The following is a 12,790-nucleotide window of genomic DNA, read 5'->3' on the forward strand; positions in this document are numbered from 1 at the left end:
TCTATTTATCAATATTGATTTCAATTAACTGTTGGTTTTTGTCAAAGGTTATAACGTAGGAAGGATCATCTTCCTTAATTAGTCGCTTAATGACAAATTCAGCTTCTTCTTTACGAATACGACGATCATGATTTTCCAAAGCAATTTCAATTGCTTCATTGCTTTCGGTATAGATGACAGAGGTATTTCCTAATGAATAAACTTTTACATAATTAACGTTAGTCGAATTCAGTTGACTATGAACTAGATCCTTATAACTATTGGTTACATCTATTAAGTGCATGGATTTCACCCGTTTCTTCTAGTAGTTATCTTTTACTTTAGTATAACGCTAATTACAACATTTTTCTTTGCAAAAAAGCAATTATATTGTAATTAATTAAAATTTTATTGCATAAAGCCGAGAGATTAATGATCAATTTCCTCATCAGAAGAATTTTTTTCTTCATCGCTAATAACAATCTTTTGGTCCTTAACACTTGCAGTTAAGTTTTTAGCAGTTGGATGATCGAGCTTGTAATCAGCTACTTTATCTTCAATTTCTTCTTGAATAGTTCTGCGAAGTGGACGTGCACCCATAGCTGGGTTGTAGCCTTCCTCAACTAACTTGTTCTTTGCTTCGTCAGTAACAGTAATTTGCATTCCGCGGCTCTTAACCATGTTGTTTACACTGTTAAGCATTAAGTCAACAATCTTAACTAAGTCTTCCTTAGATAGTTCGTTGAAGTCGATTACGTCGTCTAAACGGTTTAAGAATTCAGGTTTAAAGAATTGACTCATTGAAGAACGAGCAGCATCTGGCTCATCACTAGCATTTTCAGCTGTAAAGCCCACGCTAGTTTCCTTAATGCCTTGACCCGCGTTAGATGTCATAATAATGATTGTGTCTTTGAATGAAACAGTACGACCTTGAGAATCAGTTAAGCGACCGTCATCTAGAATTTGTAAGAACAAGTTCATTACAGAAGGATCAGCTTTTTCAATTTCATCTAACAAGATTAAACTGTATGGATTACGACGAACCTGTTCAGTTAATTGACCTGCTTCTTCATAGCCAACGTAGCCAGGTGCAGAACCAATTAATTTAGAAACTGAATAGGACTCCATATATTCTGACATATCAAAGCGAATCATGGCATCTTCTGAACCAAACATTTGCTTGGCTAATTGTTTAGCAAGCTCAGTCTTACCAACACCAGTTGGACCAACAAAGAGGAAGGAGCCAATTGGTCGTCCGGATTCGTTGAAACCAATCCGGTTACGACGAATAGCACGTGCTACCTTGTCGACAGCCTTATCCTGACCAATTACATGTTCTTTTAAGTTAGAAGCCAAGTTTTGCAGTTGATTTTCTTCTTGTTTTTGTAAGTCACCAACTGGGATACCAGTTTTTTCTTCAACAATCTTATTCATAATCTTGCTGGTAATAACTGGTGATTTATCAGGATCAACCTTTTGGTCTTTTACTTTATTATATTTTTCAATTTGATCACGATAGTAAGCAGCTTTTTCGTAGTCTTCATTTTGCAATGATTCCTGCTTTAACTTTTCAGCTGCTGCAATTCTTTCCTGCAATTTTTCTTTGTCAACGTAAGGGATGGTTAAGTTCATTCTTGAACCAGCCTCATCGAGCAAGTCAATGGCCTTATCAGGTAAGAAACGATCTTGAATATAGCGCTCAGATAATTCGGCAGCTAATTTGATTGCATCATCAGTGTAGTGAACGTGATGATAGTCTTCGTAACGCTTCTGAATGCCTTTTAGAATTTGAATAGTTTCTGCAACTGATGGTTCTTTAACATCAACTGGTTGGAAACGACGTGACAAAGCAGAGTCTTTTTCAATTTCACGATATTCGTTCAAGGTAGTTGCACCGACTAGTTGCAAGTCACCGCGGGCAAGGGCAGGCTTAATGATGTTACCAGCATCCATACCGCCTTCAGCATTTCCGGCGCCAACTATTTCGTGAATTTCATCAATAAACAAGATGATGTCGTCATGATCTTGCAGTTCTTTAATCAATTGTTGCATCCGTTGCTCGAATTGGCCACGGATTCCTGTTCCTTGAACAAGAGAAACAACATTTAATGAAATAATTCGTTTATCTTGTAATTTTGCAGGTACTGAACCATCGACTATTTGTTGTGCTAATCCTTCGACAACCGCAGTCTTACCAACTCCTGCTTCACCAATTAAGACAGGATTGTTTTTTGTTCTTCTATTTAAAATTTCGATGACACGTGCAATCTCTTTATCACGACCAATAACAGGATCGATTTTGCCTTTTTTAGCAAGAGCAGTTAAATCTGTACCGTATTGATCAAGTAGTGAACGGCCTCCACCACCATTATTAGGATTGCCATTGTTCATTCCAGGGTTTCCTGGGTTATTAGGGTTGCCGTTCATTGCATTTTCATTATTAAAATTAAAGAGATCGTTAAAGTCGCCAAAGAAACCGTTGTTGTCGTTACTCATGTTAATATTTCCTTGTTGTTTAAGTTCTTGATAACATTGTCCACATAAATTGATTTCGCGGCTTTCTCCATTTACCTTTGCAAAAAGATGAATAGAGGCAGGTCGTTTTTGACAGTTTTGACAGAGCATTACATTACCGCCTTTCTTTTCAATGACTAAATTATATAATTAGCACTCTCAATAATCAAGTGCTAAAACTCGGAATAATATACATTATTATCTATTGAATCCAAATATGCTAAAATAATCACTTGTAAAAGCAAAAATGCTTAATTTTTAGTGTATGTTTTAGAAAAACGGTGGTATATTTGGATTATCAAAAAATTTTAGAGCAGTTAGCAAGTGGTGAACTAGATCATTATGAAGTTGAACCTAAAGATGCATTTGCGTTTCAGGCTGCTTTAAGATCTTTTGGCAAAAGACAGAACATAACTGGTAAGGCCCTACGTGGTGGAAAAATAGTTTACAAGCAATCAACGACGGAACTTTGATGATGTAAACTGTTACATTTATGTTGTCTAATTCACAAAAAAATGATAGTCTAAGTAAACGAATAGGTAGTTACTACCGGTTTGATTTTTCAATTCAAAGGAGATATTTATAATGGAAAAACGCGATTTTCATGTTATTGCAGAAACAGGTATTCATGCTCGTCCAGCAACTTTATTAGTACAAGCTGCTTCAAAGTTTGGTTCAGACATCAACTTGGAATACAATGGCAAATCAGTTAACTTGAAGTCAATCATGGGTGTTATGTCACTAGGTGTTGGTAAGAATGCTGACGTTACAATTAGTGCTGATGGTGATGATGAAAAAGATGCAATCAACGCTATTTCAGAAACAATGAAAAAAGAAGGATTAGCTGAATAATGACCAAGACATTAAAAGGAATTGCTGCTAGTGATGGTATCGCTGTAGCACCAGCCTATCTCTTGGTCGAACCAGATCTTTCTTTCACGAAGACAACTGTTTCAGATGTTGACAGTGAATTAACTCGTTACCATGAAGCTATTTCAGTATCAACTGAAGAAGTTGAAAAAATTCGTGATAGTGCCAAAAAGAGTTTAGGTGAAGAAGAAGCTCAAGTTTTTGAAGCTCATTTGATGATTTTGAATGACCCTGAATTTACAGGTGCAATTGAAAATGAAATCAAAGAGCAAAAAATTAACAGTGAAGCTGCACTTGATGAAACCGCTCAAAAGTTCATTACAATTTTTGAAGGCATGACAGATAACGAGTATATGCAACAACGTGCTGCTGATGTTCGCGATGTTTCAAAACGAATCATGGCTCACTTATTAGGTAAGGAATTACCTAATCCAGCTTCAATTGATCATGAAGTTGTTGTTGTTGCTCATGACCTTACTCCAAGTGACACTGCTCAATTAAACAAGAAATTTGTTAAGGGCTTTGTTACTGATATCGGTGGTCGTACTGCCCACTCAGCAATCATGGCTCGTTCACTTGAATTGCCTGCTGTTGTTGGTACAGATTCAATTACTAAAGACGTTGAAAACGGTCAAACATTAGTTGTTGACGGTTTGAACGGTGATGCAGTAATTGAGCCAACTGATGAACAAGTTGCTGATTACAAAGTTAAGAGTGAAGCATTCCTAAAGCAAAAGGCTGAATGGAAGAAACTCAAGAACGAACCTTCTGTAACTGCTGATGGTAAGCAATTCATTATTGCAGCTAACATTGGTACACCAAATGATATGGAAGGCGTTAATGAGAACGGCGCTGAAGCTATTGGTTTGTATAGAACTGAATTCTTGTACATGGATTCCAAGGACTTCCCAAGTGAAGAAGACCAATTCGAAGCTTATAAAGAAGTTATCGAAGGAATGAATGGCAAGCAAGTTGTCATTAGAACAATGGATATCGGTGGTGACAAGCACTTAGACTACTGGGATCTTCCAGAAGAGATGAACCCATTCTTAGGTGTTCGTGCTATCAGATTGTCATTGCAAAATGAAGAAATCTTCCGTACACAATTACGTGCGCTTTTACGTGCATCAGCATTCGGTAAGTTGGGCATCATGTTCCCAATGATCGGTACTTTGGGTGAATTGCGTAAGGCTAAGGCAATTTTGGCTGAAGAAAAAGATAAGTTAGTTAAAAGCGGTGTTAAGGTTGGCGAAGACTTACAAGTTGGAATGATGATTGAAGTTCCTGCTGCTGCAGTTATTGCTGACCAATTCGCTAAAGAAGTTGACTTCTTCTCAATCGGTACCAATGACTTAATCCAATACACAATGGCAGCTGACCGTGGTAATGATAATGTTTCATATCTATACCAACCAGCAAGCCCTTCAGTATTGCGTTTGATCAAGCATACAATTGATGCTGCTCATGAAAATGGCATTTGGTGTGGTATGTGTGGTGAAGCCGCTGGCGACAGCACCATGTTCCCAATTTTGCTTTCAATGGGTCTTGATGAATACTCAATGAGCGCAACTTCAATTTTAAGAATTAGAAGCTTAATGAAGAAGTTAAACACAGAAGATATTAAGGAATTAGCTAATACTGCTTGTTTTGTTTCAGAAACTGCTGAAGAAAACGAAAAATTAGTTGACGACTTAATGAAAAAAGTGAATAATTAAATTCATAGGTTAACAAAGAGTGCATTAGATATTAATGCACTCTTTTTATTTCTTTACTTTTTCTTGAGAAATTCTTCACAGTTTCTTCACTTTTACTTACTATCATAAAATATAGATAGCATAGATACATTACTTATAAAAAGAAAGTAATGTGATATAATACTAGAGGTAACGAATCATTTTTTGATCAGAAGGAGCGTGAAAATATATGGTAAATTTATATATATCTCCAAGTTGTACCTCGTGTCGGAAAGCGAAGGCATGGTTGAAGAAACATGATATTGATTTTAAGGAAAGAAATATCTTTTCTGAACCACTTACTAAAGGGGAACTTATCCAAATTTTGCGAATGACTGAAAACGGTACTGAAGAGATTATCTCTACACGATCCAGAGCATTCCAACAACTTAAAATAAATTTGGATGATCTGTCAATTGATCAATTACTAGATATGGTTGAAAAGGACCCAAGTCTTTTAAGAAGACCAATTATTATGGATGATCGTCGTCTTCAAGTTGGTTACAACGAAGACGAGATTAGACGATTCTTGCCTAGAAAAGTTCGTCGACTTGAACTTGAGGAAATGCAAAAAATCGCAGATTTATAATTTGAAATCTTTCAAAAAAAGCGTTAGTTTTGGAACTAACGCTTTTATTTTATGTACAAAATACGCTACAATAGAACAAAGGATCTGATGGAGGTGAATGACTCATGCAAGTAGAACATATTAATGAAAATACTATCCGCGTGAGAATTAACAAGTCTGAATTAGCTAAACGTGGTCTGAAAGTTCTAGATTTGCTGGGCGATAAAGGTAAGATCCAACAATTTTTCTATTCAATTTTAGATGAAATTGACACCGACCATTCTTTTAGCCAAGATGCTCCAGTCACTTTTCAAGTAATGCCAAATAATGGTGGACTTGACCTGTTGATCACTAAGGCAACGAATCAGGATACAGAGAGCTTATCAAAACTGTTTGAGAAGGATTTTGGCGATATTAAAAACGAAAATACTGATGATGCACGTCGCTCTTTCCTTGATTTAGAAGACGATGATGAAGAAGATTTGGATGACGAGGACAGCCAAGACACTGATGAAGCTACAGTTCCAAAAGTTAAAAAATCGTTTTGGAAATTGCAGACAAAACAGGGTTACAGTTTTTCTGACCTTGAATTTGTAGTTGAACTTGCCGATAATTTATTGGCACCAGATCTTTCTTCAAGTCTTTACTATGAAAGAAATCGTTTTTACCTTGACTTAGCGTTTGATAATGAAAACTATTCTGAACTTAAACCTGCTGATGCGTGGGCAATTGCTAATGAGTACGGTACCAAGGTAAAGAGTGAAGAAATGGGACGTGTCCGGACAACTGCAAAGTGTCTTATTAAACAGGATGCGCTGGAGCAATTACGCCAGACTTTTGCTAAAAAATAAAACTAATTAAAAACGACAGGGTAAAACCTGTCGTTTTTTGCGTACTTCATAATAGGTGATTATTTTGTACGCAGCATTTTTGAATAATGAATTAGTTACTGCCAGAGAAGAAGCAGTAAAAGAAAGTACTAACCCAAAGCAGTTTGTGAGGCGACATTATTTCTGTCCGCATTGTAAAAGAGAGGTTCAGTTAATTGTAAAAAAGAAGACAGCTTACTTTAAGCACTTGCCACAGGTTATCAATATGGCAGGAGAAAAAGATGAGCATGCGCAAAGTAAGGAACTACTTAAAAATGCCTTGCAAGCGGCTAAATTTGACGCGCAGACGGAAGTTTCACTTGCAAATGGTAGATTACGAGCAGATGTGCTAGCAAGTCCTAAGTTGGCTTTTGAGGTGCAATGCGCGCCGCTCAATAAATCAGAATTTATGCACCGACATCTTTTGTACCAACAAATTGGCATTAAGGACATTTGGATTGTAGGAAAAAGGCACTTTCTTCAACATTATCTCAAAAAAACACAACTCATTTTCTTTCGTGAAAACGAGTTGTGGAATAATTATTATTTAGAAGTTAATCCGTATCAAAGAAGTTTACGTTTGAAATATAACGTCAAACTTGAACCACTAACGGATAGGTTACATTTTCAAACTGCTAGTTTTAGTTTGAATTCGATTGGATTAGAAAAGTTATGGTATTTTAAGCCACGCTTGAAAAATTACCAGATTGATTCTAGCGTTCAGAAGAACTATCTAAAAATGCAATTAGCACATAAAAGTATCAATGGACTGCAGATAGGTGCAAAGTTGTACCAAAAACAGATGACGGTTGATGAATTACCACAATGGGTGTTTAGCCAAGTTCGTTCTGTCAATTCAGCTGATAATGCTACAACATACTTTACATCAAACGAAGGTGCTTTCTAGGAAGATAACCATTTTCCACTTGCTTTTGTTCTTCTTCTTGCGGTTCCCTACAGTAACTATTTTTTAACAAAGCAAGCAATTTATTGTGAGCAATTGTGCCTTCAACTAAAAGCCCATTATCGTCGCCACTTTCATTAAAAAAGATTGTTGTAGGAATGGTTTGAATATTAAATTTTCGTGCGAGCTCTTTGTCTTGCTCAATCGAGTCATCAATATATTTATTGATGTTAGAATCACAGATTCGTTTGTAGTTTAGACCTAAATCAACTGCAACTTTTTTAGGCAAATCTTGCGAATAAACATTAAAGTCCTTACTCACAGCTTTTTGCAAGCTAACTAAATAGCAACGTGCTTTTTTGTTACCATATTCAAGCTTAATCGCGTGATAATTACGTAATGCCTGATAAGCAGCCATTGTGTATTCAGGAATATCGTCTATCGTTTGACCGCAAGTTTTTCTTCGAATAATATCGTCTTTGATTACTTTTGAGTTGGTAATAGGAACAAAATGGAAAGAAGAGCTAATATCAAGTTCATCGACAGTTTTCTTAACAGATACTTCGGTATCATAGCAGTACACGCCAATTGGATTAACAAAAAGAAATATCTCAAACATGATCAGGCTCCTCCATAACTTGATTAATCAATACAACTTTACCAAATATCCATCCTTGAAAAAAACCATACAATTACATTTTACCACGATGACTGAAAGCGCGTGCAATTTTTGCTCGATTTGTATTAGCAGAATTTTGCACTAAACCATACTGTTGTTTAAGCAAACTCAGTGTTGATTCAATTAAAGCAGGATTATCATTTTCTATTTCTAGTTCAAAGTCTTCAAATCCATCAGGATATTTTGTATCGTCAAATGTAAGTTCACAATTTTGTGGTCCTTGAGCAAGAATTCGATGCGTTTTACTGAATGTTTGCAAGCATAAATTAGTTTCGGAACCGAAGTGTTTTTTAAGATAATCACCAACCGAACCAGTAAAAGTAATCTTGCCTTTTTCTTCGGCTTTTTTTAGAAGATCTTGTGCCTTCTCTAGTTTTAAGTCATCATTGATTTCGATTGCTTGATGATAATGATGCTGTATAGGATTTTTCCCCGGTATTTTCAATGTTTGCTCGGCATGATCCTCAAACAAACGTATCCGGCAGCTGATATGTGCTTGCTTTAATAAGCCATTATTAGTGTCGAAGTAGTAGTTTTCTTGCTTAAAATCACTTTTAACAGGAAAACTTGTATATAATTGGGAATACGCTGTTTTGGGTAAAATTATCTTGGCTTCAATTTCATTATTCTCTGACATTAATCTACCCCAATGTACATCAACAAATTAGTTGTAGTAGGTAATCTTACCTTAAAAGGTATCATAGGGAAAATTACAACTAGCAACTTTACCTATCTATATTATAGTCAATTTTTCGCAACTTGATCACATTTCTTATAATGCGGCAACGTTTTTCATTCTGAACTACTTTTGCTATAAGAGTCAAAAAATAAGCTTAGCAAAAGTTGTTTTTTTCAAAATGGAGCTACTTAAACTATTGTCATAAAGCAAATGTGAAGAACAGGTAAAAAATTAACGTGAGCAACTTTTTTGACTTTGTTTAATAATTTTATCATAATTTTAAAGGATTGTTAAAGAATAACTTTTAAGAAAACTATTTACTGGAAACGCTAATTAATCGCACTTTTTTGTGTCGTTGTTATTAAAAAAGCAAGATAATAGCTTCTGCCACCAATATGAAATTGCTATCATTTGTTTTATGTTAGAATGAAGAAGCAACTGAGAAAGGAAATATTTCAATGAATTTTGACTGGGATACTTTTTTATGGCCTTATACTGAAGCCGTTAGAGAATTAAAAGTAAAATTCCGTTCGCTGCGCCAGAGCTTTTTGACTAAAGGTGAGCACTCACCAATCGAATTTGTTGTTGGACGCGTGAAAACGGTGGATTCGATTAAAGAAAAAATGAAAAGGCGCGTTATTAGTCCTGATGTAATTGAAACCGATATGCAGGATATTGCGGGCATTAGAATTGTTTGTCAATTTGTTGATGATATATACAAAGTGGTAGATTTGATTCACGAGCGTGATGACATGGAAGTCTTAGAAGAGCGTGATTATGTCCAAAATGCCAAGCCCTCAGGCTATCGTTCTTATCACATGGTAATTTCATATACAGTTTATCTTCCTGAAGGTTCGAAAAAATTGTTGGCTGAAATCCAAATCAGAACTCTAGCAATGAACTTTTGGGCTACCGTAGAACATACGCTAAACTATAAGTATCAAGGTTCGTATCCTGAAGACATTTCGCAAAGATTAAAGTCTACGGCTGAAACAGCCTATAAGCTTGATGAAGAAATGTCGCTAATCAAGGATGAAGTACAAGAGGCACAGAAAGTTTTTACCAAAAACAAAGGTAAGGAAAAATAATGAGAATAGCGATTGCTCATAACACCAATGAAGAAACTTTAAAAGTAGTAGCTCATTTAAAAAAGATTCTTGCCACAAAAGAGGGCGTAGTTTTTGACGCAAAATATCCTGATGTAGTGATTACTGTGGGTGGTGATGGCACATTAATAAACGCTTTTCACCGGTATGAAAAACAAATCAGCTCGATTCGTTTTATTGGAATTCACACAGGACACTTAGGTTTTTATACTGATTGGCAGGGGCAAGATGTTGATAAAATGGTTGATGCGCTCTTTTTGCGTGAACCTGAATCAGCCAAGTACCCTTTACTAGAAGTAGAATTGACAACAGAATCTAATGAGCGCAAACATTATTTAGCTTTGAATGAGTCTGCTGTTAAACGGGTTTCTCATACACTTGAGGCCAATGTTTATATTGACGGCAAGCTATTTGAAAATTTTCGTGGTGATGGTCTCTGTGTCTCAACGCCAACGGGCTCGACTGCTTATAACAAATCAATTGGTGGAGCAGTAATTCACCCGAAACTAAAGGCGTTGCAGATGACGGAAATTGCATCGATTAATAATCGTGTCTTTAGAACCCTTTCATCTCCAATTGTCATTGCACCCGACCAGTGGATTACGATTGTCCCTAATTCAGATCATTTTGTAATGACGGTTGACGGTAATAGAATTAACATTCATAATGCCAAAAAGATAGATTTTCGAATTTCAAACAAGGAAATTCGGTTTGACCGGTTTGGACATACTCATTTTTGGTCTCGAGTTCAGAGTGCATTCATTGGGGATAAGCATGACACTATTTAAAGTTAAAGTAGAAAATAAAGCTCCTATAGAATTAGGGGCTTTTTTAATGAAAAATGGTTTTTCAAAAAAGGCTGTTAATGATGCAAAAAACAATGACGGAATGATTTTAGTCAATCATAAGCGGCGTTTTACCAATTATCAGTTACATCTTGGTGACGAAGTGATTTTTGTTCCTGGAAACGAAAAGGAAAATCCATGGCTAAAACCTTCGTTTAGGCCTTTAATGATTGCTAAAGAAACGGAAAACTATTTAGTCATAAATAAACCAGCAGATCTCTTGTCAATTCCTTCAAGATATGATGACAATGCGGTTGTAAATCGTGTTTTGGGTTATTTTGAGCAACAAAAGCTGCAGGGCGTTAAGCCGCACGTTGTAACCAGGCTTGATCGCGAAACCTCAGGCTTAGTATTGGTTGGTAAAAATGCAATAGCTCATTCACGTTTTAGTAAGCTAGATAAAGATCAGTTTGTTAAAAAGTATCATGCGCTTGTTCATGGTAATTTTGCGGAAAATGAATTAAAGGGTGTGATTGATAAACCAATTGGAAAAAAGGGAGATGCGGTCAAGCGAAGTATCACTCCGGATGGCAAAAGAGCAATTACAGCTTATCAGGTTCTTAAACAAGAGCCCGGAATTAGTCTAGTTGAATTAAGGCTTTATACTGGACGCACTCATCAAATCAGACTTCATATGCAATCAATTAACCATCCTTTATTTGGTGATCCGCCGTATGGCATAAATGATGAATTTAACCGCCAAGCATTGAACTGTTTTTATTTAGCTTTTCCCGATCCATTTGCACACAACCAACTGGTAGAAATTGAAATTGCGGATCCGGAAGATATGCAAGCTTTATGGCAAAATAGCACAAAAAAAGAACTGTAAAACAGTTCTTTTTGTTTGGCTTAAAATTTATTCACTGAAGAGAACACGAGTACCTTCAGGTACGTAAATGTCTTTTTGAATTGGAGTAAGGCAACCATCTTCAGCACTGCGCTTATATAAGGTAGCATTGTCAGTGTTTTGGTTAGTTGCTACAACAAATTGCTCGCTTGGATCCCAGTTGAAATCACGAGGAAATTCACCAAAAGTAGAGACGCGTTGTTTAAGCTCTAACGCGTGATCTTCTTTAACTGCAAAAACAGTAATTGAGTCGTGACCGCGGTTAGATACGTAAATGAACTTACCATCATGACTGATTTTAATAGCAGCAGCACCATTGTGATCAGTATAATCGTCAGGAATGGTTGAATATGTGGCAATGTTGTTAAAAGTCCAATCTTTTTCATTAAATTGAACTACATTGACCTTGCTTGCAAGCTCACCAACGACATAGAAGTAATTTCCATCAGGACTAAAGACAATATGACGTGTCCCAAAACCGGCTTCATTTTGATACTTAGCTAAGTGTTCAAGCTTGTTGTTTTGAAGGCGATAAAAATCAACGCAGTCGTTACCCAAATCGCAACTTACCAGGTTTTGTTCTGGTGTCTCATCAAAAAAGTGTGGGTGAGGCCCGTCAACTTGTTCTGGACGAGGTCCAAGTGTGTCTGCTGTATGTGTGACAGAGTCGATTAGAGTTAGTTGACCATCAGTTGTGTAAGAAAAGACAGCTAAAACGCCAGTGTGATAGTTTGCTGTATAAAGTAGGTGCTTTACTGAATCAATTCCAATGTAAGCTGGTGAAGAACCAGCAGTTAAATAAGAATCTTTTTCTTGATATGCACCATCAACTAACTGGAAAGAACTAATTCCGCCTTTATCACCGGCATTGTTAATTGTGAAAATCAAATCTCGGTCTTGAACAAAGTATGTAGGACCGCCGATTTTGATTACTTCCTTGGCTGTTCCCAGTTCAACTTTTAAGCCGTTATCAGAATTATAAAGTGGTAATTCGTAAATTCCTGTAGCCTTTTTTTTGGTGTAACCACCAATTAATAATTTCATTTTTCAGCCTCCATTTAATTTCATTGATATGAACTAATGAGATAAGTATAACATGACATTTATTTGTAAAAAATTTGCATGATTACATTAGTTTAAAAGTGGTAAAGTATGGTATCGGAATATTCCGATTAAATCACATTTTTATTAAGGAGT

The 12,790-nt window shown here is 36.2% G+C and carries 14 protein-coding genes; 9 read left to right on the forward strand and 5 right to left on the reverse strand.

Translation table 11 applies throughout. The features are described from left to right. Position 1: 1 nt before the first annotated feature. Both CRG87_RS00730 and CRG87_RS00735 read right to left on the reverse strand, forming a co-directional pair. On the reverse strand, positions 2-283 hold the full coding sequence (locus CRG87_RS00730) for a DUF1827 family protein (RefSeq protein WP_046306430.1): 282 nt from the start codon (positions 281-283) through the stop codon (positions 2-4). 125 nt (positions 284-408) lie between these two features. Continuing rightward, on the reverse strand, positions 409-2,604 hold the full coding sequence (locus CRG87_RS00735) for an ATP-dependent Clp protease ATP-binding subunit (RefSeq protein WP_074425605.1): 2,196 nt from the start codon (positions 2,602-2,604) through the stop codon (positions 409-411). A gap of 179 nt (positions 2,605-2,783) precedes the next feature. Between CRG87_RS00735 and CRG87_RS00740 the strand changes: the two genes are divergently transcribed. From CRG87_RS00740 to CRG87_RS00765, 6 genes are all read left to right on the forward strand, one after another. Then, on the forward strand, positions 2,784-2,966 hold the full coding sequence (locus CRG87_RS00740; protein WP_046306432.1) for a hypothetical protein: 183 nt from the start codon (positions 2,784-2,786) through the stop codon (positions 2,964-2,966). 112 nt (positions 2,967-3,078) lie between these two features. Next, entirely contained in the window at positions 3,079-3,345 is a 267-nt protein-coding gene (locus CRG87_RS00745; RefSeq protein WP_046306433.1) for a phosphocarrier protein HPr, read from the forward strand. After that, entirely contained in the window at positions 3,345-5,078 is a 1,734-nt protein-coding gene (ptsP, locus tag CRG87_RS00750; protein ID WP_074425604.1) for a phosphoenolpyruvate--protein phosphotransferase, read from the forward strand. Before CRG87_RS00745 ends, ptsP begins: the two co-directional genes overlap by 1 nt. 208 nt (positions 5,079-5,286) lie before the next feature. Further along, positions 5,287-5,685, forward strand: a complete 399-nt coding sequence (gene spxA, locus CRG87_RS00755) for a transcriptional regulator SpxA (RefSeq protein ID WP_074425603.1) — start codon at positions 5,287-5,289, stop codon at positions 5,683-5,685. Between the two features lie 104 nt (positions 5,686-5,789). Continuing rightward, entirely contained in the window at positions 5,790-6,515 is a 726-nt protein-coding gene (locus CRG87_RS00760) for an adaptor protein MecA (protein WP_074425602.1), read from the forward strand. 55 nt (positions 6,516-6,570) lie between these two features. Then, positions 6,571-7,440, forward strand: coding sequence for a competence protein CoiA (locus CRG87_RS00765; protein ID WP_306452971.1), 870 nt, complete (start codon positions 6,571-6,573; stop codon positions 7,438-7,440). Here CRG87_RS00765 and CRG87_RS00770 read toward each other — a convergent pair. Then, positions 7,415-8,056 carry a DsbA family protein gene (locus CRG87_RS00770; RefSeq protein ID WP_074425600.1) on the reverse strand — a complete coding sequence of 214 codons (642 nt, stop codon included), beginning with the start codon at positions 8,054-8,056 and terminating at the stop codon, positions 7,415-7,417. The two genes, CRG87_RS00765 and CRG87_RS00770, sit on opposite strands and share 26 nt — an antisense overlap. Positions 8,057-8,129: 73 nt before the next feature. Then, positions 8,130-8,753 carry a CYTH domain-containing protein gene (locus CRG87_RS00775; RefSeq protein ID WP_074425599.1) on the reverse strand — a complete coding sequence of 208 codons (624 nt, stop codon included), beginning with the start codon at positions 8,751-8,753 and terminating at the stop codon, positions 8,130-8,132. Between the two features lie 500 nt (positions 8,754-9,253). Here CRG87_RS00775 and CRG87_RS00780 point away from each other — a divergent pair, with 500 nt between their 5' ends. From CRG87_RS00780 to CRG87_RS00790, 3 genes are read left to right on the forward strand one after another with little or no spacing between them, the layout of a single operon-like run. Then, the gene (locus tag CRG87_RS00780; RefSeq protein ID WP_074425598.1) at positions 9,254-9,883 is read left to right on the forward strand and encodes a GTP pyrophosphokinase; all 630 of its coding nucleotides are present in this window, start codon (positions 9,254-9,256) and stop codon (positions 9,881-9,883) included. Further along, positions 9,883-10,689 (forward strand): NAD kinase, encoded by an 807-nt coding sequence (locus CRG87_RS00785; RefSeq protein WP_074425597.1) that lies wholly within the window; start codon positions 9,883-9,885, stop codon positions 10,687-10,689. The genes CRG87_RS00780 and CRG87_RS00785 overlap by 1 nt, the downstream gene beginning before the upstream one ends. Next, positions 10,676-11,575, forward strand: a complete 900-nt coding sequence (locus CRG87_RS00790; protein WP_074425596.1) for an RluA family pseudouridine synthase — start codon at positions 10,676-10,678, stop codon at positions 11,573-11,575. Before CRG87_RS00785 ends, CRG87_RS00790 begins: the two co-directional genes overlap by 14 nt. Positions 11,576-11,602: 27 nt before the next feature. Here the strand turns inward: CRG87_RS00790 and CRG87_RS00795 are convergent, their stop codons facing one another. Further along, positions 11,603-12,637 carry a lactonase family protein gene (locus tag CRG87_RS00795; RefSeq protein WP_074425595.1) on the reverse strand — a complete coding sequence of 345 codons (1,035 nt, stop codon included), beginning with the start codon at positions 12,635-12,637 and terminating at the stop codon, positions 11,603-11,605. Between the last annotated feature and the right edge of the window lie 153 nt (positions 12,638-12,790).

Source organism: Lactobacillus apis, from assembly GCF_002837055.1.
GTDB classification, from domain to species: domain Bacteria; phylum Bacillota; class Bacilli; order Lactobacillales; family Lactobacillaceae; genus Lactobacillus; species Lactobacillus apis.

Coding starts and splice junctions, on each gene's coding strand:
- CRG87_RS00730 (WP_046306430.1), bottom strand. CDS start 283: ATGCACTTAATAGATGTAACCAATAGTTATAAGGATCTAGTTCATAGT.
- CRG87_RS00735 (WP_074425605.1), bottom strand. CDS start 2,604: ATGCTCTGTCAAAACTGTCAAAAACGACCTGCCTCTATTCATCTTTTT.
- CRG87_RS00745 (WP_046306433.1), top strand. CDS start 3,079: ATGGAAAAACGCGATTTTCATGTTATTGCAGAAACAGGTATTCATGCT.
- ptsP (WP_074425604.1), top strand. CDS start 3,345: ATGACCAAGACATTAAAAGGAATTGCTGCTAGTGATGGTATCGCTGTA.
- spxA (WP_074425603.1), top strand. CDS start 5,287: ATGGTAAATTTATATATATCTCCAAGTTGTACCTCGTGTCGGAAAGCG.
- CRG87_RS00760 (WP_074425602.1), top strand. CDS start 5,790: ATGCAAGTAGAACATATTAATGAAAATACTATCCGCGTGAGAATTAAC.
- CRG87_RS00770 (WP_074425600.1), bottom strand. CDS start 8,056: ATGTTTGAGATATTTCTTTTTGTTAATCCAATTGGCGTGTACTGCTAT.
- CRG87_RS00775 (WP_074425599.1), bottom strand. CDS start 8,753: ATGTCAGAGAATAATGAAATTGAAGCCAAGATAATTTTACCCAAAACA.
- CRG87_RS00780 (WP_074425598.1), top strand. CDS start 9,254: ATGAATTTTGACTGGGATACTTTTTTATGGCCTTATACTGAAGCCGTT.
- CRG87_RS00785 (WP_074425597.1), top strand. CDS start 9,883: ATGAGAATAGCGATTGCTCATAACACCAATGAAGAAACTTTAAAAGTA.
- CRG87_RS00790 (WP_074425596.1), top strand. CDS start 10,676: ATGACACTATTTAAAGTTAAAGTAGAAAATAAAGCTCCTATAGAATTA.
- CRG87_RS00795 (WP_074425595.1), bottom strand. CDS start 12,637: ATGAAATTATTAATTGGTGGTTACACCAAAAAAAAGGCTACAGGAATT.